The sequence below is a fragment of the Arthrobacter sp. OAP107 genome (assembly GCF_040546765.1).
Taxonomy (GTDB): Bacteria; Actinomycetota; Actinomycetes; order Actinomycetales; family Micrococcaceae; genus Arthrobacter.
On record NZ_JBEPOK010000001.1, the window covers coordinates 1008823 to 1033858 of the forward strand.

General features: G+C 66.8%; 19 protein-coding genes. 14 read left to right on the forward strand and 5 right to left on the reverse strand.

The genetic code is table 11. The features are described from left to right. Nucleotides 1-497 precede the first annotated feature (497 nt). The 8 genes from ABIE00_RS04735 (at nucleotide 498) to ABIE00_RS04770 (ending at nucleotide 11840) form a co-directional block, all read left to right on the forward strand. Nucleotides 498-2000 carry a BTAD domain-containing putative transcriptional regulator gene (locus ABIE00_RS04735; RefSeq protein WP_354257407.1) on the forward strand — a complete coding sequence of 501 codons (1503 nt, stop codon included), beginning with the start codon at nucleotides 498-500 and terminating at the stop codon, nucleotides 1998-2000. Beyond that, entirely contained in the window at nucleotides 1993-3384 is a 1392-nt protein-coding gene (locus ABIE00_RS04740; RefSeq protein WP_354257410.1) for a sensor histidine kinase, read from the forward strand. Before ABIE00_RS04735 ends, ABIE00_RS04740 begins: the two co-directional genes overlap by 8 nt. 121 nt (nucleotides 3385-3505) lie before the next feature. After that, nucleotides 3506-4504, forward strand: coding sequence for an o-succinylbenzoate synthase (locus ABIE00_RS04745; RefSeq protein ID WP_354257413.1), 999 nt, complete (start codon nucleotides 3506-3508; stop codon nucleotides 4502-4504). Nucleotides 4505-4733: 229 nt separating this feature from the next. Further along, nucleotides 4734-6818 (forward strand): PhoX family protein, encoded by a 2085-nt coding sequence (locus tag ABIE00_RS04750; protein WP_354257416.1) that lies wholly within the window; start codon nucleotides 4734-4736, stop codon nucleotides 6816-6818. Between the two features lie 274 nt (nucleotides 6819-7092). Beyond that, the gene (locus ABIE00_RS04755; protein ID WP_354257419.1) at nucleotides 7093-8514 is read left to right on the forward strand and encodes an extracellular solute-binding protein; all 1422 of its coding nucleotides are present in this window, start codon (nucleotides 7093-7095) and stop codon (nucleotides 8512-8514) included. Beyond that, nucleotides 8511-9482 carry a carbohydrate ABC transporter permease gene (locus ABIE00_RS04760; protein WP_354257422.1) on the forward strand — a complete coding sequence of 324 codons (972 nt, stop codon included), beginning with the start codon at nucleotides 8511-8513 and terminating at the stop codon, nucleotides 9480-9482. Before ABIE00_RS04755 ends, ABIE00_RS04760 begins: the two co-directional genes overlap by 4 nt. 8 nt (nucleotides 9483-9490) lie before the next feature. Further along, nucleotides 9491-10396: a carbohydrate ABC transporter permease gene (locus ABIE00_RS04765; protein ID WP_354257425.1), complete on the forward strand. Its 906-nt coding sequence runs from the start codon at nucleotides 9491-9493 to the stop codon at nucleotides 10394-10396. Between the two features lie 22 nt (nucleotides 10397-10418). Then, the gene (locus ABIE00_RS04770; protein WP_354257428.1) at nucleotides 10419-11840 is read left to right on the forward strand and encodes a glycoside hydrolase family 32 protein; all 1422 of its coding nucleotides are present in this window, start codon (nucleotides 10419-10421) and stop codon (nucleotides 11838-11840) included. A 78-nt stretch (nucleotides 11841-11918) separates the two neighbouring features. Here the strand turns inward: ABIE00_RS04770 and ABIE00_RS04775 are convergent, their stop codons facing one another. Beyond that, nucleotides 11919-12983, reverse strand: a complete 1065-nt coding sequence (locus tag ABIE00_RS04775) for a LacI family DNA-binding transcriptional regulator (RefSeq protein ID WP_354257431.1) — start codon at nucleotides 12981-12983, stop codon at nucleotides 11919-11921. A gap of 125 nt (nucleotides 12984-13108) precedes the next feature. On the opposite strand from ABIE00_RS04775, the gene menD reads away from it, so the two are divergent. Further along, nucleotides 13109-14872, forward strand: a complete 1764-nt coding sequence (menD, locus tag ABIE00_RS04780; RefSeq protein WP_502914197.1) for a 2-succinyl-5-enolpyruvyl-6-hydroxy-3-cyclohexene-1-carboxylic-acid synthase — start codon at nucleotides 13109-13111, stop codon at nucleotides 14870-14872. A 214-nt stretch (nucleotides 14873-15086) separates the two neighbouring features. Next, nucleotides 15087-16040, forward strand: coding sequence for a hypothetical protein (locus ABIE00_RS04785; protein WP_354257434.1), 954 nt, complete (start codon nucleotides 15087-15089; stop codon nucleotides 16038-16040). A 121-nt stretch (nucleotides 16041-16161) separates the two neighbouring features. Here the strand turns inward: ABIE00_RS04785 and ABIE00_RS04790 are convergent, their stop codons facing one another. The 4 genes from ABIE00_RS04790 to ABIE00_RS04805 form a co-directional block, all read right to left on the reverse strand. Next, a complete protein-coding gene (locus ABIE00_RS04790; protein WP_354257437.1) occupies nucleotides 16162-16938 on the reverse strand; it encodes an amino acid ABC transporter ATP-binding protein in 777 nt (258 codons plus the stop codon). After that, entirely contained in the window at nucleotides 16935-17900 is a 966-nt protein-coding gene (locus tag ABIE00_RS04795; RefSeq protein WP_354257441.1) for an amino acid ABC transporter permease, read from the reverse strand. Before ABIE00_RS04795 ends, ABIE00_RS04790 begins: the two co-directional genes overlap by 4 nt. A gap of 35 nt (nucleotides 17901-17935) precedes the next feature. After that, on the reverse strand, nucleotides 17936-18892 hold the full coding sequence (locus ABIE00_RS04800) for an ABC transporter substrate-binding protein (RefSeq protein ID WP_354257444.1): 957 nt from the start codon (nucleotides 18890-18892) through the stop codon (nucleotides 17936-17938). A 180-nt stretch (nucleotides 18893-19072) separates the two neighbouring features. Beyond that, nucleotides 19073-20425: an isochorismate synthase gene (locus ABIE00_RS04805; RefSeq protein ID WP_354257447.1), complete on the reverse strand. Its 1353-nt coding sequence runs from the start codon at nucleotides 20423-20425 to the stop codon at nucleotides 19073-19075. Between the two features lie 122 nt (nucleotides 20426-20547). Here ABIE00_RS04805 and ABIE00_RS04810 point away from each other — a divergent pair, with 122 nt between their 5' ends. The 4 genes from ABIE00_RS04810 to ABIE00_RS04825 all read left to right on the forward strand — a co-directional run bounded on the left by ABIE00_RS04810 (nucleotide 20548) and on the right by ABIE00_RS04825 (nucleotide 24987). Further along, entirely contained in the window at nucleotides 20548-21327 is a 780-nt protein-coding gene (locus ABIE00_RS04810) for a demethylmenaquinone methyltransferase (RefSeq protein WP_354263275.1), read from the forward strand. Between the two features lie 4 nt (nucleotides 21328-21331). Further along, a complete protein-coding gene (locus ABIE00_RS04815) occupies nucleotides 21332-22666 on the forward strand; it encodes a geranylgeranyl reductase family protein (protein WP_354257450.1) in 1335 nt (444 codons plus the stop codon). Between the two features lie 9 nt (nucleotides 22667-22675). After that, entirely contained in the window at nucleotides 22676-23776 is a 1101-nt protein-coding gene (locus ABIE00_RS04820; protein ID WP_331573246.1) for a polyprenyl synthetase family protein, read from the forward strand. 446 nt (nucleotides 23777-24222) lie between these two features. After that, entirely contained in the window at nucleotides 24223-24987 is a 765-nt protein-coding gene (locus tag ABIE00_RS04825) for a DUF559 domain-containing protein (RefSeq protein ID WP_354257453.1), read from the forward strand. The last annotated feature ends 49 nt before the right edge of the window (nucleotides 24988-25036 follow it).

Consider the following 25036-nt stretch of genomic DNA (forward strand, 5'->3'; position numbering starts at 1 on the left):
CAGAATTTTTTTGAAATCCGGAGCGGGCGGCAAAGACGCTCATCGCCGAGTACTCGGAGTACTTGGTTGTACCCGGCCCGGCCATGGTCCGCCTCATTGGATCACCCATTTCATGCTGATTCGGCGGTCCTCCGGGGACGAGGATCGCAGTAGTACCGCTCTAACTGCGGTAATACGAATGTAGCCCCGGGTGCTTGGGAAAAACTTGGTGTTTCTGGACCCCGCTGCCGTCCTCCCGGCCGGTTTCAGGGGAGCCCCGGGGCGCCTCAACCGAGTGGTGGCGGGTTTGATGCAAAAGCAACCAAGTAGTGCCGCCCTCGAAATTCGAGTACCGGCTACTCGTGCCCCTACTTGCCTGAATGACAAGTATGAATCCAAGCCATTCATGGGGAATGCGGTTCATGGGGATAGTAGGTGCAGACAAGATGGTACAGACGGTTGCAGAAGATACTCGTTGGTCCCGGAGAGTCAACGACGACGAGTACCTTCCGAACTCAATGGAAGACGCCGGTGGCACAACAACGAAGTTGTCCATCAACATCCTGGGTCCGCTCCGTGTCCGCCGCGGCGGCGCGGTGATCGGATCCCACGAGCTTGGCGGGCCCAAGCCCCGCCAGGTCCTTGAAATCCTGTTGCTCAAGCTGGGGACCCCGGTCTCCAAGAACCACCTGATCGATGTCCTGTGGAACGGCCAGCCGCCGGCTGAGGCCCTGTCCACGCTGGAAAGCTACGTCAGCGTGCTGCGCCGGCACCTCCAGCCCGGAAGCGGCAAGGGCGGCGCCCTCCGCACTGTCACCGGCGGCTACATGATCGACCGCAGCATGGTTGACCTTGACCTCGACCGCTTCGATGACCTGCTCAAGCAGGCCGGACATGCCTCTCCTGAGGAGTCCTTCCGGCTGCTCGAGAAGGCCCTCGACATCGCGTCCGTGCCGCTGCTCGGCGATGAGCTGCTGGCCGGCTGGGCCGAGGAGGAGCGTGCTCTTCACTCGGCACGCGTGGCCAGCATCAAGGCGCGTGCAGCGGAAGCCGCCGTCGCCGTCGGACACCCGGAGCGCGCGGTGGCCCTGGCCAGCGAACTGCTGGTGGACGATCCCATCAACGAGCGCGCCTGGACCGCCCTGGTCCTGGGCCTCGAGGAATCCGGGCAGTACATGGAAGCGCTGCGGGCCTACGGTCGCTGCCGCCGGGTCATGGACCAGGAGATCGGCTGCCTGCCCGGACGTCCGCTGCGTGAAGCACACGCCCGGCTGCTGCAGGCAACGGCCGCCAGCGAGGATGAAATGGACCTCTCAGATTCTGAAGCTCCCATCCCGGCAACATCGCAGATCACCCGGGAAATCAGCATTCTGACCATCGACGACCACAGCACGTTCACCGAACTGCTGTCGGCAGCCCTGGACCGCGAGCCCGACCTGCGGAGCGTTGCCTCGGCCACCACCGCCAAGAGCGGCGTGGAGCAGAGCATCGCCCTCAAGCCCGACGTCGTGATCATGGACTTCCACCTGCCCGACGGCGACGGCCTCACCGCCGCTGCCCGCATCCTGGCCGACGCCCCGAACACCCGGATTGTCATGCTCACCGGTGACCCGACGCCCGAAGCGCTGCGGACCGCCGCCTCGATGGGCATCTGCGCCTTCCTGCCGAAGGGCGGATCGCTCTCCACCCTTTTGGACACGCTCCGCTACGCACGGGCCGGCAACATGGTGGTCCACCCTTCACTGGTGGCCCAGCTGGGCATGTCCACCCCCGCTCCGGCCCCCGCGGTCCGCGAAGTGGAACCGGGCGGCCCCGTTCTGACGCCGCGCGAACTGGATGTGCTCCGGCTGATGGCCGGAGGCCACGGCTCGAAGGAAGTGGCCAGCAAGCTGGACATCTCCCTCAACACCTGCCGCGGCTACGTAAAGGCGATCTTCGCCAAGCTTGGAACCCACTCGCAGCTCGAATCGGTCATGGAAGCGTCACGGCGCGGCATGCTCGAGCAGCCGAACCATGGCTAGGCCTCCGCTCCGCAAACCTGCCCTGTTCCGCCCGTTCGAATCGCCGGCCAACCACAATTCCGAGGTATTCAAGGCCGTCCGGCGGTTCCTGCTGATGGGGCTGGTTGCCCTGGTGGTGGTCACCACCCCGGTGGCCTTCTGGATCTGGTCCGAGGCTGAACGCCACGCACTGGAGAACTCCAAGGAGGCCACCGACCATTTGGCCAATAACGTCGTGGGACCGCTGCTGGACGAGGAAGTCCTCTCCGGCAACCCCACCGCCATTGACCGGCTGGACGACCGCCTCCGTCCCTGGATGGACGACACCTCAGTCTTTGAGATCCGGCTCTGGGACAAGAACGGCCGCATCGTCTACTCGGAAGACTCCAAACTCATCGGCCACACCTTCCCGTTGCCGCACGAGGCGCAGGAAGTCCTGGAGGGCGGGGACGTCCCGGCCAACCTGGAAACGCAGAAGGACGAGGTCAACACGCCCAACGTCGAAAACGGCGAGCTCGTGGAGGTCTACGTGCCCGTCACGGCCCCGGACGGGCAGAAGCTGGTTTTCGAGACGTATTACGACGACGACGGCGTCCGCCAGGAGCAGGCCGCTGTGCTGTTCGGCATGGCCCCGCCATTCCTGCTCTCTCTTGCCGTCCTGCAGCTCGCGCAGCTGTTCCCGGCGGTCCAGCTGGCCCGCCGCATCCAGGCCTACGAAGCCGGCCGGAGCCGGCTGCTCCGCCGGGCCATCGAGGCCTCCGAGCTTGAGCGGCAGCGCATCGCCCGGGACCTGCACGACGAAGTGATCCAGGAACTCTCGGGCCTGTCCTATGTGATGGAGTCCGAGGAACTGCACAGTCCGGTGGGCCAGCGGGCGCTGTTCTCCGACGCCCGGCGGATCCTGCAGGACAATGTCCGCAGCCTGCGGGCCATGACCAGCGAACTGTACCCGCCGGACCTTAACCGGCTTGGCCTTTCCGGGGCGCTGACCAGGCTCGGGGACCCGCTCGAGGAGCGCGGAATCAGCCTGGAGCTCGACCTTCCGGAGCAGTGTGAGCTGGACCGGGACCGGGCGGCGCTGTTCTACCGGGTGGCCCGTGAGGCCCTGGCCAACACCGCCAAGCATTCCAAAGCCAGCAAGGCTGAACTCCACCTCCGGCAGGAGCGGGACCGATCGGAGATCCGCATCCAGGATGACGGCTGCGGCTTCGACCAGAGCCAGGGGTCACCCGAAGGGCACTTCGGCCTGCGGATCATGCAGGACACCATCGGCGAGGCCGGCGGCACCCTCCAGGTGAAGTCCGCTCCCGGCCACGGGACCACCGTGATTGCACGCTTCGGAGTCGGCAACGCCAAGGCTTCGGCCCGCATCGACCACGAGCCCGAACCGGTGCCCTCGGGATGACTCCCGCCTGAGCCGCCCCCACAGGCCGCCGGTCCCTCCAATGGCGTGGGGGCCGGCGCAGTTCTGTCCGCCTGTTTTCGGCTTGGTGAGTTGGCGGCGGCCGCGCCGGTACAGTGAATCCATGCCTGTCCAGTACCCGCCCCTCGAGGAGCTGCTCTCTTCCGCCCGGGTGGTGGTTCTGCCCATGCGGGTGAAGTTCCGCGGGATCCTGGAACGCGAAACGCTGCTCCTCCGCGGCCCGCTGGGATGGGGCGAGTTCGGCGCCTTCCCGGAGTACGGCGATGCTGAGGCCTCCCGCTGGCTCGCCGCGGCCATCGAAGCCGGCTGGCACGGTTTCCCGGAACCGCTGCGGACCCGCATCCCCGTCAATGCGACCGTGCCCGCCATCACGGCTGACCGGGTGCCGGACATACTGGACCGGTTCGGCCGCGTGGACGCCGTTAAGGTCAAGGTGGCGGAACGCGGGCAGACGCTCGACGACGACGCCGCCCGGGTCGCCGCTGTCCGTGCCGCCCTTCCGGGTGCTGCCATCCGGGTGGACGCCAACGGCGGCTGGGACGTTCCTGCTGCGGTGGCGGCGCTGACCCGGCTGGCCGCCGTCGGGCTCGAATACGCTGAGCAGCCCGTGCCGCAGATCGAGGGCCTGGCGGAGGTTCGCCGCCGGCTGCGTGCGGCGGGGGTGCCGGTGCTGATCGCGGCGGACGAAAGCGTCCGCAAGGAGGACGACCCCCTCAGGGTGGCGCGGGCCGGCGCCGCCGATCTCCTCGTGGTGAAGGTGGCGCCGCTCGGGGGAGTCCGGCGCGCCCTGGAGCTGGTCGCGGAGGCGGGGATGCCCGCCGTCGTGAGTTCCGCCCTCGACACTTCGGTGGGGATAAGGGCCGGGCTTGCGCTCGCCGCCGCGCTGCCGGAACTGCCTTATGCCTGCGGGCTGGGTACGGTCTCGCTGCTTGAAGCGGACGTGATTGGAACGCCCCTGGTGGCCGACGACGGCGCCATCACCTTGCGCGATGCGGTCGCCGACGAGGGGCTGCTTGAGCAGTATGCCGCCCCGGCTGAGCGCCGGGACTGGTGGCTCTCCCGGCTCCGCCGCGCCTACGCTCACCTCCCCGCCCCCTCGTAGCTCCGCCCTCCCACAAACGCTCCCTCACTTCCTGCAGGTTTTCCCCCGACGCGTCCTCACGTCCTGCAGGTTTCCCCCCGACGCTCCCTCACTTCCTGCAGGTTTTCCCGGAACGCTTCCTCACCTAGGGCCCGAGTTCACCGGATCTTCATCTGAGTGTCGGCTTCCGGTTCGCTTTCACTGGAAGGGTGGCGGTGCCGCATCTAAACCCTTGGAAGGTCTCTCTCCCATGTCTGAAATCTCCGGACGCAAGTTCGCCCTGCTGCCCATGCTCGGGCACACCAAAGGCAAACGCAGCCCCATCACCTGCGCCCTCAAGTGCGACAACGCCTGCGCGGGCGATGTCTGCAACACGAGCTCGAACAGCTACTTCCGCGACATCGCCTCCACCACGCTGTCCCGCCGCGCCGCCCTGGGCTTCGGCGCCGCCGGTGCCCTCGCCGTCGTACTTGGCGGTGCCGTAACGTCCGGCGAGAAGGCCGTCGCCGACGACGGAACGGGACTGTCCGCCGCCGCGAAGAACGGCTTTGGCCCGGGGGCGTCCAAGCTGCAGTTCACCGCCATCCCCGCCGTTGCATCCGACGTCGACGCCCTGACCGTGCCGGCAGGCTTCACCTGGCAGCCCGTGATCCGCTGGGGCGACCCGATCTTCAACGACGCCCCGGCGTTTGAACTCGGCAGCCAGACCGCCGCTGCCCAGGAGCGGCAGTTCGGCTACAACAACGACTACTCGGACATCCTCGAGATCCCCGGCAGCAAGGGCCGCCGCGCGCTGCTGTTCGCGAACCACGAATACACGAACGAGAACATCATGTTCCCGGCAAGCATGCCCGCCGAACAGGTGCGCGCGGTGGGCGCGGCTGCCCACGGCCTGACCGTCGTCGAGCTGGAGCGCAAGAACAAGAACAAGCCGTGGAGCTACGTCCAGGGCGCACCGCTGAACCGCCGCTACCTGAACAGCACCCGCTACGAGCTGACCGGCCCGGTTGCCGGCTCGGATCTGGTTAAGACCGTGGCCGACCCCGAGGGCCGCTGGATCAATGGCACGCTGGGCAACTGCTCCGGCGGAACCACCCCATGGGGCACCATCCTCTCGGGCGAGGAAAACTTTAACGGCTACTTCGTTGCTCCGGGCACGTCCGCCACGGACAAGCGCTACGGCCTCACCAACAAGGCCACGGCGCGGCAGTGGGAGCTGGATGATCCCCGCTTCAACGCCAACAACACCGGCTACGAAAACGAAACCAACCGCTTCGGCTGGATTGTGGAGGTGGATCCGTTCGACCCGACGTCCACGCCGAAGAAGCACTCTTCCCTGGGCCGCTTCAAGCATGAGGGTGCCAATGTGATCCTGGCCGAGTCCGGCCACGTGGTTGCCTACATGGGCGACGACGAGCGCTTCGACTACCTCTACAAGTTCGTCTCCAAGGCCAAGTACCGCGAGGGCGACCGCAAGCACAACATGACGCTCCTGTCCGAGGGCGACCTGTACGTTGCGAAGTTCACCGGCAACGCCCCGGCCGCGGAGATCGACGGCAAGGGCTCCGTTCCGTCCGACGGCTCCTTCGACGGCACCGGCGAATGGCTGCCCCTGGTGGTCGGCGGCAAATCCATGGTTGCCGGCATGTCCCTCGAGGAAGTCCTCGTGTACACGCGACTGGCTGCGGACAAGGTGGGTCCCACCAAGATGGACCGCTGCGAGGATGTCCAGCCGAGCCTGCACACGGGCAAGGTCTACGTTGCGTGCACGAACAACTCGGACCGCGGCAAGCCGGGCAAGGAAGGCGCCACCGAGGTCAACCCGCGCAACGAGAACCGCGACGGCCATATCGTGGAAATCACGGAGACCGGCGACCAGACCTCCACCAGGTTCAGCTGGAACCTGCTGATGGTCTGCGGTGATCCCTCCACCGGCGACGTCACCTACTTCTCCGGCTTCCCGGCCGACCAGGTCTCGCCGATTTCCTGCCCGGACAACCTTGCATTCGACTCCGTGGGCAACCTCTGGATCTCCACCGACGGCGCCCCGTCCGGCATCGGCAAGGCGGACGGTCTGTTCAAGGTCACCCTGGCGGGCCCCGAGCGCGGCCGCGTGGAGCAGTTCCTCGCCGTTCCCCGCGACGCCGAAACCTGCGGACCGATCGTCCACGACACCGAGCGCAGCGTTTTCGTCTCCGTGCAGCACCCGGGCGAGGAGGGCACCTTCGAGGCCCCGCACTCCTATTTCCCGGACTACGTTGCCGCCGGCGCGACGCCCCGCCCCGGCCAGGTCCGGGCTCCCCGCCCGGCCGTGGTCCAGGTGTTCCCCTCGTAGGGCTTATCAGCAAGACGCTCCATCAGATCCTGCAGGTTCTCGGCAAACGCTCTCTCACTTTCCTCGGGAAAGTCAGAGAGCGTTTGGCCTTGAGCGGCAGGAGGTGAGAGAGCGTTTGGCCTTGAGCGGCAGGAGGTGAGAGAGCGTTTGGCCTTGAGCGGCAGGAGGTGAGAGAGCGTTTGGCCTTGAGCGGCAGGGAGGCTGTTCTGTGATGCTTGACACGTGTTAGGTAGATCACCTACAGTTCCTAACACGTGTTAGGAAGGGAACGGACATGACCGGAGCCACAAACGGGCACCTGCGGGAAATCACCCGTCGAACGGCCCTTGGTGCCCTTGGCGCGGGAATCATCGGAGCGACAGTGGCATCGTGGCCGCGGCTCACGGGGACCGATATTCCGGGCCGCGGGGACAACAGCCTCAGCATTGCCATCATGGGCACCGCCGCGGACGCTGCCGCCCGGCAGCGCGCCATCGATGCCTTTACGCGGCTTCACCCCGAGATCAGGGTCAAGGTCCAGGCCATCCAGGCAGCGGACTGGAAGGACTTCTTTACCAAGATCCTCACCATGGTGGCAGCAGGGACGCCGCCGGACGTGGTCTATGTGGCCACCGAGGGAGCCCAGCTGTTCGCCGAGAAGCTCGCCCATCCGCTGGATGAGTTCGTGCGCCGAGACGCCGCGGACATGCGGGAGTTTTTCGACGACGTCCACCCCAGCCTGGTCGAGGCCTTCATGTACAAGGGCAGCCTGTACCAGCTCCCCATGGACTGGAATGCGGCCAACATGTACTACAACACCACGGCCTTCAGCCAGGCAGGACTGGAGCGCCCGGCGGACGACTGGACCCACGTGGACTTCCGCGACAGCCTCACCGCCATGCGGAAGGCCCGCACCTCGGACTTCACCCCCTACTACTGGACCAACCGGCTCTTTGGCGGCGTGGTGCCTTGGCTCTACGCCAATGACACCAGCTTCCTGAAGGAGACCCGGTCCACGGGCGGGGAATGGCTCTGGGACGACTTCTACGCCAAGGATCCTTCCCGCAGCCTCCGCTCCGGCGGGTACCAGTGGCTGGAGCCCAATGCCGACGACGACCGCGTCTTTGAGTCCTTCGACTACCTTCGCGGGCTGGTCAAGGACGGGCTCGGCGTCCGGCCGGAGGAAGGCGGCGGCGGTTCCCTCGTCGGCCTGTTCGCCTCCAACCGCATCGGCACCACGCCGGCCGGCGGCTACTGGGTGCAGGGCCTGCACGAGGCCGGGATGGGAGCCAACGACTTCGACGTCCAGTTCTTCCCGCGCTGGAAAACGCAGCGCCACCAGTTCGGCACCGCCGGTTACGCCATCATGAAGACCGCCAAGGACAAGGACGCGGCCTGGGAGTGGATCAAGTTCAGTGCCGGCCGCGAGGCGATGGAGCTGATCTTCCCCAACCCGATTACGACGCCGGCCCGGCGTTCCATGGTCAACGAGCGGCTTTACGCCGGCAAGGGGCCGGCCCACTGGAAGGTCTTCTACGACACCCTGGACAGGTTCCCCACCACCGGCCCCATCCCCGCACCGCCGCAGCAGGCCGCCGTCGAAACGGCACTGATGAAGAACGTCTCGCTCGCTGTCAGCGGCGACGAGCAGCAGCTTAAGCAGGCCCTCGGCTCCATGCAGCGCGACCTTGAACTGGCCCTGAGGAGGCAGTCATGAGCACCACCACACCTCCGCGGCAGCGGCCGGACCAGGCAGCCCGACGGGGCAGGCCAGGTGCCGCACCGGCTGCGTCGGCAAGCGCGGCCACCGGCAGGAACAGGCAGCGCTGGCTGCCATGGATCTTCCTGGCGCCCACCATCCTCGGCATGGGACTGTTCACCCTGGTCCCGATCGTGGCGTCCGTGGTTCTGGCGTTCTTCCGGTGGGACATCATTTCGGCGCCATCGTTCGTGGGCTTCGACAACTTCTCGGAGGTGGTCCAGGACCCCACCGTCCGGGTGTCCTTCCTGAACACCATCGTTTTCGTTGTGGTGGCCGTGGCCCTCCAGCTGGGCCTCGCCCTGGCACTGGCAGTCATGGTGCAGGAGAAGATGCCGGCCTGGTTGAGGGTGTTCTTCCGCTCGGCCTTCTTCTTCCCGCTGATCCTGTCAGCGGCCTCCGTCTCCATCTTCATGCGGTACCTCTTCAACGAACAGTTCGGCGTGGTCAACTGGTTCCTGTCGCTCGTGGGCATTCCCGCGGTGCCGTGGCTGACCACACCGGGAGGGTCCGCCGCCGTCGTGGTCCTGGTGTACGTGTGGCAGAACTTCGGGTTCTCCTTTCTGCTGTTCATCGGCGGCCTCGCCTCCATTCCGGTGGAGACATACGAGGCGGCGTCCATCGACGGCGCCACCGGCTGGCGGAAGCACCTGCACGTCACGCTGCCCCTGCTGAGCCCCACCACGCTGGTGGCTTCGGTGATGGCCATCATCAACGCCCTGCAGGTGTTCGACCAGCCGTACGTGCTGACCCGCGGCGGCCCCGGCGATTCCACCCGCACCGCCGTCATGGTGATCTTCGAGTCGGCGTTCCAGCGCCTCGAATTCGGCCAGGCGTCAGTGATCGGCGTGCTGCTCACCCTGATCATCATGGCCATCACGGCCGCGCAGTTCCGGCTCAGCAAACGATTCGTCTTCTACCAGTAAGGCCAGCCATGACAACCTCAACAGACCACGTCCTGGCCGCCGGGCATTCCCCGAAGCTGTCGCAGGGCCTCCCCGAAACATCGCCCAGCCGGCGCAGGTTCAGCTGGAACTTCACGCTGCGCATCGTCCTGCTTTTGGTCGCCGCCGCCCTGACGCTGGGCCCGGTGTTGTGGACGCTGTCCACGTCGCTGCGGTCGCCGTCGGAATCTTTCAAGCTGCCGCCGTCGTTCATTCCCTGGAACCCCGACTTCGCGTCCTACGGTGAAGTGTTCCAGAAACTGAATATCTTCCTGCTGGTGCTCAACAGCGCCCTGGTGACCGGGCTGATCGCGGTGGGCCAGATGGTCTCCGCAGCGCTGGCGGGCTACGCGTTCGCGCACCTGAAGTTCCGCGGCCGCGGAGCGCTGTTCTCGATCGTGCTTGCCACCATGATGGTGCCCGTGCAGGTCACGATCGTCCCAGTCTTCATGCTGATCCGCGGCATGGGCCTCTCGGACACGCTGCTGGCGCTGATCCTGCCGGCCATTCCGACGGCGTTCGGCACCTTCCTGATGCGCCAGTACTTCATGGGGCTGCCGGCCGAGCTGGCGGAAGCCGCCTCGATCGACGGCGCCTCCCCGTGGCGGACGTTCCGTTCCATTTATGCGCCGCTGGCCATGCCCGGCATGGCGATCGTGGGAATCCTCGCGTTCAACTACCACTGGAACGAATTCTTCCGCCCGCTCATCCTCACGATTTCCGAGCAGAACTTCACCCTCCCGCTGGGGCTTGTGTCGCTTCAGGGCAACCTGGGCACGGGCAGCATCTCGGTGGTGCTGGCGGGCGTGGTCCTGTCCATGATTCCGGCACTGGTGGTCTTCATGTTCGGCCAGCGCGCCCTCCAGGACGGCCTCACGGCCGGCACGGGAAAGTAACCTACCCACCGAAAGGCCAACCATGCCCTCCCCGGACCTCGCGGCCGTCCGCTGCGGCGACGTCGCGGCCGCGCACCCCGACCCCGCGTTCCCGCGGTTCCATCCCCGGCCGGCGCAGGGCTGGATCAACGACCCCAATGGCATCAGCTTCGTCAACAGCCGGTACCACGTGTTCTTCCAGTACAACCCGGACTCGGCCCGGCACCACAGGATCGCCTGGGGCCACGTGAGCTCCGCCGACCTGGTGCGCTGGGAGGAACACCCCGTGGCGCTGCGGCCCCAGCCCGGCGGTCCGGACGAGTACGGCTGCTGGACGGGTGTTGTAACGGACGACGGCGGTGTTCCCACGGCCGCGTACTCCGGCGTCCGCGGGGATGGTGGCCACTCACAGGTGGTTATCGCCCGCGGGTTGGAGGACCTGGTCAGCTGGGAACAGACCGGCCACGTGGCGGCTTCCATGCCGGGTGGGCAAGTCACCGCGGTGCGTGACCCGTTCATCTTCCGGTTCAACGGCAGGCGGTACGCGATGCAGGGCGCCGGCCTCGCCAACGGCCACGCCGCACTGCTGCTGTACACGGTGGAGGACATGTCTGACTGGAAGTACCAAGGCATCTGGCTGACCTCGGAAAACCCGGTGGCCGCCGAATCCACGCCCGCCGAGATTTGGGAGTGCCCGCAGCTGGTGCGGGTGCCGGATGGCGCCTCCGCCGACTCAGGCGGCACCAAGGACTCCTCCTCGGACTCCGGGACTTGGCTGATGATGTTCTCGCTGTGGCTCTCGGGGGACGCACACGAGCACGCCAACGGGGTGGGCCACCTGATCGGATCGCTGACCGAAGATGCGGCCACCGGCCTGCCAGTTTTCACGCCGCGCAGCGGCGGGAAGTCCGATCTTGGCCGCGACTTCTATGCACCGCAGATTGTTGCACTGGAGGACCGGGCGCTGCTCTGGGGCTGGGCCAACGAAGGCCCAGGCCGCGACGGACGGCGGGGGCGCAGCCAGGACGAAATCGACGCCGCCGGCTGGGCCGGGGTCCTGACGTTCCCCCGTGAACTCTCCGTGGTGGACGGGGTGCTCGCTGTCAGCCCCGCCCCCGAAATTGCTGCGTACCGCGGGGCCCTGGCTGCCAGCGCGGCCCGGGGCACTGTTGTGGTGCCACCTTTCGCCGAAGCTGTGGTGACGGCGGGTGCTGTTTCCGGTGGCGGGGACACCGCCGTCGAACTCCTGCTCGTGGGGGACGGCAGCAGCCAGACAGTCTTCCGCGGAACCCTCGAACCGGGGGAGGAGCTGCGGATCTTCGTGGATTCCTCGCTGGTGGAGGTCTACCGGGCCGGTTCCGTGGCTACCACGCTGCGCGCTTACCCTGCTGCGGGTGAACGCTGGCAGCTGGGCCTTCCGGCCGGCGCCACGGCGGAGGTCTGGGAGCTGGCCCAGCCCAGATAGCGGACGGCCTACTTAGCGACGGCAGCACTCAGTTGGGTGCCGCCGTCGTGCCGTGCGTGCGCCGTCGCAGGGCTGGAGTCAGCTGCGGCCCGCTGGTACGGGCGCCGTGGACTCCCTGATGATGAGCCGGCAGGGAACCAGGGTCTCGAGGCCGTCAACTCGCGCAGGTTCCGAACCACCCTCGCCCTCAATCCGTTCCAACAGCTGTGTCATGGCCGCGGCTCCCATTTCCCGAAGCGGCAGGGCCATGGTGGTGAGCGCGGGGACCATGGTATCGGCGATGTGCAACTCGTCGTCGTAGCCCATGATCGAGAGGTCGCCTGGCACGTTGAGGCCCAGGCGGGCGGCGGCCAGCATGACCCCGATGGCGACGCGGTCGTTGGCGGCCATGATGGCGGTGGGCCGCTCGGCGGGAGACACTCCGTCGAGCAGTTCCATGGCGCCGTGGAATCCGTCGTCGATGTCCCATCCGGCGAAGCTGATCCGGTCTTCCCGGACCGGAAGGTGACGACCGGAGTAGGCTGCGCGGTAGCCGGCGACGCGAAGGGGTGCGGCCGCGGCGTCGGCGGGGCCAGCCACCAGGGCGATGTCGCGGTGGCCCAGATCCAGCAGGTGGTCAGCGGCTTCCCTGCCGCCGCGCACTTCGTCCGGGATCACGTGGGAAAGAGCCGGGGTCGGGGCGCTGTCGAAGCAATTGGCCAGAACCGACGGAACCCGCAGCATCCCCGGCGGCACGTCCAGGGGCTTTAGGCCCTCCGTGACGTACATGAGTCCCTCCACCTGCCTGTCCAGGAGGATCTCCACGGCGCTCTCATCCCGGGCCGCGTCGAACTCCGTGTCCATGGCTACGGTGACAAAGCCGCAGCTGCGTGCGACGTCGTCGGCCCCGCCAATGATGTTCCCGTCAAAGGCGCTGACGACCACATGGTCCGAGACGATGCCGATTACCCGCGTCCGCTGGTTCCGCAGACTGAGGGCGATGGCGTTGGGGGAGTAGCTGAGCGCCGAGGCAGCTTCCCGGATGCGCCGCTGGCTTTCGAGGGCGACGTTGCCATCACCGCGCCCGTTGAGCACCAGAGACACGGCGCTGCGGGAGACACCTGCCAGCTTGGCGACGTCCAGTGCGGTGGCCTTGCGGTTCATGGGCTGATCCTTGGGGTGGAAACTCTCTGTTGTGCTGTAGTTTACCTAACTCGTGTGAGATGGCCGCCGTGCTGACCGGGCGGCAGGAAGCGGGCAACCGTTTAGGTTGGTGGCAGACTGGTTCGGTGACTTCCCACGAACCTACCGAGCCTTCCGCCTCCATTGTCGGCACCCCGGACCACGCTGCTCCCGAACCCGCGCTGACGTCCGTGGCGTCCGCACGGATTGCCGTCGCGTCGCTGCTCGACGGCGGCGTCCGGTATGTCGTCGTGGCGCCGGGCTCGCGGTCGGCCCCCGTGGCCTACGCGCTTGCGGAGGCCTCCGCGGCAGGGAAAGTCGAGCTGCTGGTTCGGATCGACGAGCGCTCGGCCGGCTTCTCCGCCCTCGGCCTTGCCTTGGCCACGGGCGCGCCGGTAGCTGTGCTGACGACGTCCGGGACCGCCGTCGGGAATCTTCTCCCGGCAGTGATGGAGGCCAACCATGCCGCCGTCCCGCTGGTGGTGGTTTCGGCGGATCGACCCGAGGAACTGCGCGGGACGGGCGCAAACCAGACCACCATCCAGCTTGACCTGTTCGGGGAGCACGTCCGCTTCGCCGTCGACGTTCCCGCCGGCGAGAATCCGGAGCGCGCGGTGGAAACGTCGCTTGCCGCCGCCACCGGGGCCTTCGAGGACACACCGCCCGGCCCCGTGCAGCTCAACCTCGCCTTCCGTGACCCGCTTGTTCCCGAAAAGGGGGAGCGGCTGCCCGAAGAACGCGGCCACGGGACCTTCCGGATCGGCACCCAGCCGCTCACCATGACCCTCGATCCCGCCGCGGCAGACCTTCCCGAACGGCGCACAGTGGTGCTCGCCGGGCACGACGCCGGTCCCGTTGCCGAGGCCTTCGCCCGCGCCCATGGGCTTCCCCTGCTGGCCGAGCCGTCGTCCAACTCGCGTTTCGGCCCCAACGCCGTGGGCCCGTACCGCCTGCTGCTGGAGCACTTCGGTCCGGACTCGGCGTTGCCGATCGAGCGTGCCGTGGTGTTCGGCCGGCCCACGCTGTCCCGGCCGGTGTCGGTGCTGCTGGCCCGGACGGACGTCCCGGCAGCCCTGTACGAACCGGTACCGGTGGCCTGGTACGAGCCGGGGCGGCGCCGGGAAACGCCCATCGCCAGCCTGGCCGAACTCGCGGACTTCGCCGGCCGGGGCACATCCGCCTGGCTCGACGCCTGGCTGCTCGCAGGCGCCGCAGCCCAACATGCCGTTGACGGCATACTCGCCTCGGCAGAGGCAGCAACCGGTCCCGCTGTTGGCTCACTCGTATGGCAGCACGCCCGCGGCCAGCTGGTCCTCGGCTCATCCAACGGCATCCGCGACGTGGACCTCGCCGGCCGGCCTGCACCCGAGCCGGCCGCCACGGTCTTCGCCAGCCGGGGCCTTGCCGGCATCGACGGCACCATTTCCACCGCCACCGGCATCGCCCTGGGCGGCCACCAGGAAACCACCCTGCTGCTCGGCGACGTCACCTTCCTGCACGACGCCGGCGGCCTCTTTCTCGGTTCCGGCGAGGAACAGCCGCAGCTGCGCATCGTCGTCCTCAACGACGCAGGCGGCGCCATCTTCAGCCTCCTTGAACACGGGGCGGTCGCCGAGGCCGGCGGCTACGGGGACGCCGTCGAACGGCTGTTCGGCACCCCGCACTCAGTGGACATTGCGGCACTCGCCGCGGCGTACGGCGTCGGACACTGCTCGGTGAGTACGACGGCGGGCCTCGCCGAGGCGCTTGCCGCACCGTTCACCGGGCGCACCATCATTGAGGTGCGCACCGACCGGCATGAACTCCGGGCCCTCCACGGCAGGATCAAGGCGGCGGTGAGCTCGGCCTTGGCCGGAGTGCTCGAGGAGTAGCGGCCCCGCGACGCGCAGTCGGCCCCGCGACGCGCACCCGGCCCCGCGATGCGCAAAATACCTTTCGCTATGGAAATTCCCTACGCGCCGGAAAATGTGCGCGTCGCCGGGCGAGGTCCGCATCGTCAGGTGCCGGCACGTGACGGCGGTTGGGTATCCACATAGCACCATCCACGTCTTTCGGGCCGGCACAAGACCTGCAAGTGTACGAGCCATGGCTGAACTACCAAGGCTCGTCCTCGCCCGCGAGCACATTCAGCAGGGATTGACGCCCAAGATGCTCGCCCAACGCTGTGCTTCAGGTGCACTTGTCCGGCTGCGGCAGGGCGTTTACGTGGATGGGGAAGCGTGGGGCTCCCTCCAGCCGTGGGACCAGTACCGGCTGCGGGTACAGGCGGCGGCCGAAACCTTCACCGCACCGACGGTGTTCGCACGGTATTCGGCGGCAAGTGTTTGGGGCGTTCCGACTGTCGGCCACCACCATCCGGTGCATGCACTGACGTTTCAGAACGACGGCGGCCGGTCCCGGGCGGGCGTTCGCAGGCATTACGCGGACCCTGCCGGTGTGAAGGTGTTCCGTCACGACGGCCTGTTGGTGACCGGCCGCGTGCGGACTGTCCTGGACCTGGCGGCGTTCACACCCTTCGCCGAAGCCATCGTTCCGGTGGATCACGTGCTTAGACCCGACGGTGCCAGGAAGCTGCCGCCGCTGTCCAAGGAGCAGCTGCTCGCTGAAATCGAGGGAAACTACGCGGCCGCGGCAGCAGGGCGGATCACCGTGGCCATCGAATTCGCCGACCCGCAGTCCGCTTCGGTGGGGGAGTCGTACAGCCGGTCACTCATGCATGTGGCGGGCTTTGAGACGCCCGAACTCCAGCACGGGATCCGGGACGCGGACGGGCTCATTGGCTACTCGGACTACTACTGGGATTCTGCCCGCATCGTCGGTGAATTCGACGGCACGGAAAAGTACATGAAGCCGGAATACCTGAGGGGCCGGACGCCGTCGCAGGCAGTGGTGGACGAGAAATACCGGGAGGACAGGATCCGGGCTACCGGCCCCACCGTGGTCCGGTGGGTTTGGGCCGACCTGACGATGCCGGGACGGCTGGAACGGAAGCTGGCGGCCGCCGGCGTGCCCCGCCGTCGTACACGGTCCGCGCGGTGACGTCGCTGCAGATGGCGGGGCGCAAAGTTGCCCATGACGCGGAAATACCCCGGCGCTACCGGAATTCCAGTAGCATCGGGGCATTTGCGCATCGCAGGAGCGGCTACGCGTCGCAGTGCCGCTAGAGAACCCGGCTCAGGAACTCCTTGGTGCGGGCATGCTGCGGGTTGGCGATGATCTCGCGCGGATCACCGGTCTCCACCACTACGCCGCCGTCCATGAACGTCAGGCTGTCGCCCACTTCCCGGGCAAAACCGATTTCGTGGGTCACTACGATCATGGTCATGCCGGACTTCGCGAGGTCCTTCATGACGTTCAGGACATCACCCACGAGCTCCGGGTCCAGGGCAGAAGTGGGCTCGTCGAAGAGCATCAGCTCGGGCTCCATGGCAAGGGCCCGGGCGATGGCAACGCGCTGCTGCTGTCCGCCGGAAAGCTGCGACGGATAGTGGTCGGCACGGTCCGCGAGTCCCACCCGGTCCAGCAGTTCCAGGGCCTTCTTCCGGGCAGCCTCACGCGGCTGGCGCTTCACTTGGACCGGAGCCTCCATGACATTCATGAGGGCGGTCTTGTGCGGGAACAGGTTGAACCGCTGGAAAACCATGCCGATTTCGCGGCGCTGTGCGGCGATCTCCTTGGTCTTGAGGTCGTGCAGCCGGCCGTTCACCTCGCGGTAGCCGATCAGCCGCCCGCCCACGGAGATCCGTCCGGCGCTGATGCTTTCCAGCAGGTTGACGCAGCGCAGCATGGTGGACTTGCCCGAGCCGGACGGCCCGATGACAACGGCCACCTCGCCCTGGTTGACGGTCAGGTCGATGCCGCGCAGAACATGGTGGTGCCCGTAGTACTTGTGCAGGCCCTCGATCCGGACCAGCGTCTTTTGAGCGGTGACGGTCATTTTGCGCTCTCCTCGGGGAAGTCCATCTTCAGGGCCGGTTCCGCGTCTGCGCTTGGCGCAACGGCTGCGGCGGCCCTTGCTGCCGCTGGATTCACGGCGGCCGGTACCCGGTTGTCGACGCCCTTGCCGTAGTAGGCCTCGATGTAGTGCTGACCCACCATCAGCAGGCTGGTGATGACCAGATACCAGATGGCTGCGACGATCAGCAGCGGCACCGGAAGATAGGTCCGGTTGGCCAGGTTGTTCGTCGCGAAGGTCAGGTCCAACGTGAACGGAACCGCCAGAACCAGCGAGGTGGTCTTGAGCATGCCGATGGTTTCATTGCCTGTTGGGGGGACAATGACGCGCATCGCTTGGGGAAGGATGATCCGCCACATGATCTTGGTCTTGGCCATGCCCAGCGCCTCAGCGGCTTCCATCTGGCCGCGGTCCACGGACTTGAGCCCGGCACGGAAGATCTCGGCAAGATACGCCGATTCGTTCAGGCCGAGCCCTAGGATTGCAGCAATCAGAGGGTTGATGACCATGCTCGTGTCCACGCTGAACAGCTCCGGCCCGAACGGAACTCCGGCAGCAATCTTCGGATAAAGGACCGATACCAGGCCCCAGAAGATCAACTGCGTGTACACAGGAGTGCCGCGGAAGAACCATACCCAGGCCCAGCTGGACCAGCGGAACACTGGATTATCGGATTGACGCATGAAGGCCAGCAGGATGGCCAGGACGATGGCGAGGACCATCGAGGCCACCGTAAGCAACAGCGTCCAACCCACGCCCTGGACCACCTTGACGTCCAGGATGTAGGTGCCCACGATGTCCCAGCGGAAGTTCGGGTTGGTCACCAGGCTCTGCGCAAATACCGCAGCCACGCCGAGGATGACGATGGCACTGATCCAGCGGCCCGGGTGCCGGACCGGTACTGCGTTGTTCAGGACCGGAGCGGTCCCATGATGCTCATCCATCGGTGCACCTGACTTACGGTCGGTGATGGGAGTGGTCAAGAGCTGACCGCCGGGTTGACTTCGGACTTGGTGATGGCGCCTTCGCCATTCCCCCACCCATCAAGGATCTTCTTGTATGTGCCGTCAGCCATGAGCTTGGTGAGGGTCTTCTGGATCACCTCGGCCAAGGCCTTGTCCGACTTGGCAACCGCGATTCCCTGCGGGGCTGAGTCGTAGACGTCGCCGAGCCTCTCCAGCTGGCCGTTGGTCTGCGCCAGGGCGTAGCCGATGATGGGGGAGTCCGCTGCCATGGCATCAATGCTGCCGTTGACCAGACGGGTGGTGACATCGGTCTGGTTCTTCAGCGTGACGATGTTGATGGGCTGCTTGCCGTCAGCCGTGCACTTCTTGTTGCGGCCGGACAGATCGGGATCCTCCTGGACGGTGCCGGTCTGGACGCCAATGGACTTGCCGCAGACGTCGTCCAGGGAGAAGCCCTTCGGGTTGCCTTTCTTCACGGCCCAGGCGGTACCGGCGTTGAAGTAGCTGACCATGTTGACCGCGCCGAGGCGTTCCTTGTTGATGGTGAAGGAGGAGATGCCGAGGTCGTACTTCGGGCCGAGCGCGGGCAGGATGCCGGTGAACTCGGACGTCTGCACCCGTACCTTCAGGCCCAGGGTGGCGCCGATGGCCTTGGCGATGTCGACGTCATAGCCCACGGGGGTCTGGCCGTCCGTGCCGATGAATTCGGCCGGTGCGTAGCTGGTGTCCGATCCAACGGTAAGAGTGCCCTTGGACTTGATCTCGGCGGGGACCGAGGCAGCCAGTGCGTCATCCTTCTGGATGGTCGACGGGTCGAAGCTGGCCGCGGCGTTGCCGGACGGCGACGCTGCACCGCCCGGGGCGGCGGACTCCGAGGCGTTGGTGCAGGCTGAAAGCGCCAGCGCGCCAATGGCGAGAACCGTAGCTGCCTTGAGCTTTGAATTGCCCACGAGCGAACGGGAGATCTGCATATTCTTACCTTTTGTTGCGGGGAGGGGATGCGGAACTAGCGGGTTATAGTGTAACGCCGATCAAGAGATGTGCGTCACAGGTAACTTTGTTTCACTATTGGATAACTGTTTGGCGCCCGAAAGCAAGGGTTTTTGGTAGCGGGGTGTCCGGTATATGAGACAAGCCTACCCGTGCTGGGATCAGTTGCTGATCCCCAGGGACTCCAGCATCGGCCGGAACTTGGCCCACGTCTCCGCGAGCTCCGCTTCCGGCTGTGAACCCTCGACAATTCCGCAGCCGGCATATAGCCGGACGGTAGTGGGCGACTCGATGACGGCGCCGCGCAGGGCGATGCCCCACTCGCCGTTGCCCGCGGCGTCCAGCCAACCCACGGGGCCGGCGTACGGTCCCCGGTCCAGGTGCTCGAGTTTCCGGATCAGTGCCCCCGCCACCTGCGTGGGCGTCCCGCACACGGCGGCGGTGGGGTGCAGCGCGTTGATCAGCGCCAGGCAGGTGGGGACGTGGCCCTCCACCTCGGTGAGCTCGGCCTTGACGTCGGACGCGAGGTGCCAGACGTTGGGCAGCTCCAGGATGAACGGCTCGTCGTGGGCATTCATCGCCTCGGAGAAAGGCGCAAGCTGGGTGGTCAGCGACTGGATGGCGATCTCGTGCTCATGCCGCTGCTTCTCCGATCCAGCCAGGACCCGCTCTGCGTAGTCCAGCGGCAGCCCCGCCTCGCCCACGGCGTCCCGGCGGTCCAGCGTTCCGGCGAGCACGCGGGCCTGGGCGGTGCGCCCTTCCACCTGGATGAGCATTTCCGGCGTCGCGCCCACCAGACCGTCCACGCCGTAGGTCCAGCATTCCCGGTACCGGCCGGCCAGCTGCCGCAGCACCTCCGCCGCGTTCACGCCCTCCGGGACCGTGGCCACGATGTCCCGCGCCAGGACCAGCTTCTCCAATTTTCCGGCGCGGATCTCGGCGACGCCGGCGGTGACAGCGTCCATCCAGTCCTCTTCGCTAAGGGAACCGGTTTTCAGCGTGGCGGCGTCCGGGTTTACGACGGCGGCAGCCAGATCCGTCGTCGCCCCACCGTCCGCAGGGGGGCCGACGGCGGCAGCCGGGGCCGACTCCAGCCACCCCTTCAGGGCGGCGAATGCGCCCGCCTCGGTGAGTTCGGCGTCGTCGGCCGTTATCTGGGTGAGCCAGGCGCGGCCGTCCCGGACGCCCACCACGATCTCCGGCACGATCAGGCGGGATTCGTGGTCCGAAGCCTTGGAGAAGGCGAAGGACCCGAACGCTACCGGGCCGGTGCCGGGGCACTCCACATGATCGGTGATGTCCGCCTCGATGACCAGGTGCCGCCACCAGATGTCCGCCTCGAGGAAGCGCTCGGGGCCCGTGGCCGTGAAGCGCGCGGCCTCCCCGAAGCCCACCAGGCCGGCCTCGCGGCGGGTCCAGCACAGAACGTCATCCCGGACCAGATACGGCGGCAGCCCCTCGGGGGCCGATTCTCCATCCAAAGGGACTGTCAGGGTGCGGAGCGTTCTGGTCATGATGCGTCAACACTACTCTGAATCACTTGAGCCCCACGGTGACTTCAAGTAACCCAGCACGCCCACCACGCCCGGGGATGCCCGTGTCACGGAGCCGGCGGAACTTTTGAGACAATGACATGGTGAACCGAGCATCCTTGGATAAGCGTCCGGACGAAGTAGCCACGATGTTTGACGACGTCGCACCCAAATACGACGTCGTCAACGATGTCCTCTCGATGGGACAGACGCGCCGGTGGCGCAAGGTTGTGGTTGATGCCATGGATGTCCGGGCCGGCCAGCGCGTGCTGGATCTGGCCGCCGGAACCGGGACCTCCAGTGAGCCATATGCCGATGCGGGCATAAACGTGGTGGCCTGTGACTTCTCCCTCGGCATGCTCAAGGTGGGCAAGCGCCGCCGCCCCGACATCGACTTCATCGCCGGTGACGCTACCAACCTCCCCTTCGCCGACAACACCTTCGACGCCAGCACCATCTCCTTCGGCCTGCGCAACGTCAACGAGCCCAAGAAGGCCCTGGCCGAGATGCTCCGGGTGACCAAGCCGGGCGGCAAGCTGGTCATCGCCGAGTTCTCCCAGCCCGTTGTTCCGCTGTGGCGCACCATGTACACCGAGTACCTGATGCGCGCGCTGCCGGCCATCGCCACCAAGGTGTCCTCCAACCCGGACGCCTACGTCTACCTCGCCGAGTCCATCCGCGCCTGGCCGGACCAGGACCACCTCGCCGCATGGCTGCAGGACTCCGGCTGGCAGGATGTCACCTACCGCAACCTGAGCGGCGGCATCGTAGCCGTCCACCGCGCCCACAAGCCGCTGACCGGCAACGGCTCGGCGGAAGCCATCGCCTCCCACACCGGCCCGGTGGCCAAGCTGCGCCGCAACCTCCCGCGGACCGCCCGCTGACACTGTGAAAGTACTGATTGTTGGCGCGGGTCCCGCCGGATCCACCGCCGCGTATTACCTTGCCAAAGCCGGCATCGACGTCACGGTGCTGGAAAAGACCAGCTTCCCGCGCGAAAAAGTGTGCGGCGACGGACTCACCCCGCGTGCTGTCCGCGAGATCCAGAAGCTCGGCCTGCCGCACCCCGAACAGGACGGCTGGCGCCGGAACAAAGGCCTGCGCCTGCTCGCCGGCGGCCGCAGCCTCGAACTGCCCTGGCCCGAGGTGTCCGACTTCCCGCAGTACGGCCTGATCCGCACCCGCCTGGGCTTCGACGAGGAACTTGCCCGGCATGCCCAGGCCGCGGGCGCCACCGTGCTGGAGCGCCACAGCGTCACCGAGGCGCTGCTCAGCGACGACGGCCGGGTAACCGGCGTGCGTGCGGCGATCCTGGACGAGTCCGGACGGAAGACGGGGGAGACGCTCGACTTCAGTGCCGACGTCGTCCTGGCCGCCGACGGCAACTCCACTCGCACCGCCGTTTCGCGCGGTATCCAGAAGCGCGACGACCGGCCCCTGGGCGTCGCCGTCCGCACCTATTTCCAGAGCCCGCGGCACGACGACGACTGGATGGAAGGCTGGCTGGAACTTCCCGGCCGGGACGGCAAGCTGCTGCCCGGCTACGGCTGGGTGTTCGGCGTCGGCGACGGCACGTCCAACGTGGGCCTCGGCATCCTGAACTCGTCCAGGGAATTCGGGAGGCTGGACTACAAGCAAGTCCTTCGCGAGTGGACGGCCGGCATGCCCGCAGAGTGGGGCTTCACGCCGGAGAACCAAGTGGGGGAGATCCGCGGCGCCGCCCTGCCCATGGGCTTCAACCGCACCCCGCACTACTCACCTGGCCTGCTCCTGCTCGGCGACGCCGGCGGCATGGTGTCCCCATTCAACGGCGAGGGCATCTCCTACGCCATGGAGTCCGCCCGCTTCGCGGCCGAGTTCATCATCGACGCCAGCTCCGGTGCCGCGTCAGGCGGCTGGAACGCGTCCGACGCCGACACCCGGCTCGCCGGGTACGCAGACTATGTGCGTGAACAGTGGGGATCCCACTTCACGTTGGGGCGTGCCTTCGCTGCCCTGATCGGCAAGCCTGCCGTCATGAAGTTTGCGCTGCGGACCGGGATGCCGATTCCGGTGCTGATGCGCTTTGTGGTCCGGCTGCTGGCCAACCTGACCGACCCGTCGGCCAAGGGCTTCGAAGACCGCGTGATCCGCGTGCTCGAACTGCTGGTTCCGGCCACCTCCAACACCTCCGCCCTTGCCCCCTCCGGCTCCAAATCAGCGGTTTCCGCAACAAAAAGTTAGGGTTAACCCGTGACCAACTCCGCGAACCACAGCTGGACGCACGCCGGGCACGGCCTGCCGGACTCTGAACCCAGCCTCAACACCACCGCCATCGCCACCGGACTGCAGCTGCCGGCAGGTTTCGCGGCTATCGCGGAAGACCCCGACCTGGGCCCTGCCATCACCACCAACCTGGCCCGGGTGGAGAAGAAACTCCGCGAGGCGATCGCCAACTCCGACCCCCTGGCTGACGCAACGTCGCGTCACCTCGTGGAGGCCGGCGGCAAGCGCATCCGCCCCCTGCTGACCCTGCTGTGCGCCCACCTTGGTGACGCGTCGCTGCCCGCCGTGGTTCAGGCCGCCGTCGTGGTTGAGCTGACGCACCTGGCCACCCTGTACCACGACGACGTGATGGACTCCGCGCCCTTCCGCCGAGGCGCCCCCACGGCCCACGAGGTCTGGGGCAACTCCGTGGCCGTCCTCACCGGCGACCTCATCTTCGCCCGCGCCTCCATCCTGGTGTCCGAGCTCGGCTCGCGCGCGCTCGGCATCCAGGCCCGTACCTTCGAGCGGCTGTGCCTCGGCCAGCTGCACGAAACCGTCGGCCCGCGCCCGGACGAGGACCCGGTGGAGCACTACCTGTCCGTGATCGCGGACAAGACCGGTTCCCTGGTGGCGGCCTCCGGCCAGTTCGGCGCCATTTTCTCCGGCGCCGATGAGGCCTATGAGAACGTTCTGGTGGAGTACGGCGAGAAAGTGGGCGTCGCGTTCCAGCTTGCCGATGACGTCATCGACGTCACCGGCGTCAAGGTTAAGTCCGGCAAGTCACCGGGCACCGACCTGCGCGAAGGCGTGCCCACCCTTCCCGTGCTGCTGCTCCGCAACGCTGCCGCGGACGGTGACCGGTCCGCCGTCGAACTTCTGAAACTGATCGACGGCGACCTTTCCTCGGACGAGGCCCTCGCCGAAGCCGTTGCCGGGCTGCGCGAGCACCCCGTCACCGCGGAGTCCTGGGTGGTGGCCCGCGCCTGGGCGGCCGACGCGATCGCCGCGCTGGACCCACTGCCGGAGGGCGTCGTGAAGGCCTCGCTGTCCAGCTTTGCGCACGCCGTGGTGGACCGCGCCAGCTAGCTTTTCTCTCAACAAAGGAAGGCCCGCCCCCCAAGGTGCCGGGCCTTCCTTGTTTAACCGGCGCTGTGTGAGCCGTCGCCTGTTTAAACGGAACGGCCCCGGTTCTGAGCAGCGTCACGAGTCATACGCTGCGCGGAACCGGGGCCGCCTCTCCGTTCGCATCAAACCCACCGGAGGCATTCAGTGGATCCGGTAAACATTCTATGACAACTTTGTCACATCTGCAAAATCTCTGTTAGCTGGCCTGTCACACATCCCCTTGCTGCCCTCCTGCCTGGCGCCGCGCCGTCGTGACCCGGATTGGTCACCTGCGGCGCAGGACACGCCGTAAACACGGGGTGTCAGGAGGATGCAAAAGCCAAACCAGGTCACGACGGACCCACTGCTTTTGCACATACGCAAGCCCACCCCTCCCAAGGGCCGCTTGGGGCAGCGACCTTGGATGAATGGACCTTGAAAAGTACCTGCTGCGACGCGGGGGAGTGGCTAAAAGAGGAGATCTGGTTCGCGCAGGGTTCCGTCGGCCCGTCCTTGAGGCAGCGGTGGATTCCGGCCGGCTCTACCGGCCGTTGCGGGGCGTCTATGCACTTAACGGCGCGGACGACTGTGTACTGGCCGCCTTCAGGGCGAACGGCCGGCTCACGTGCGTATCGGCGGCCCGCTTCTACGGGCTATGGGCCCTGCACACCCCGCAAGAAGTGCATCTGAGCTGTGGCAACGGGGTGCCAAAAGCCGGAGTGGTTGACCATGGCCCGTGCCGGCATGCGCCCGATTCCGGCTACCCAGTCGCAGGCCTGGCCGACGTGCTCCTGCACGCGGTGAAGTGTCTGCCGGAGCTTGAGGCGCTGGCGCTGGTGCAGTCAGCCACCGGCCGGGGGCAGATAACGGCCGATTTTCTGAGGGGAAGGCTCATCGGGAACAGGAACGGAAGGGCCCGCGGGGTACTGGATCTGCTGATACCGCGGGCGGATTCAGTGCTGGAAATCCTGGCCCATACCCACTTTGTCCGGGCGGGCCTCACTGTCCGCATGCATGTTCCCCTGCCAGGCGTAGGCGAGGTGGATTGCCTGGTTGAGGAGTGCCTTGTGGTGGAGTTGGACGGCTCCACTCATTTTGAACCCCGGCAGGTCAAGAAAGATCATCGGAGAAATAACGCTGGCATGCGCGGGGGCTTTCTCACACTGCGCTATTACTACGATGACGTCGTCTAACGTCCCGAGGCCATGGTGGAAGAGGTCCTGCTGGTGCTCCGACTGCGGA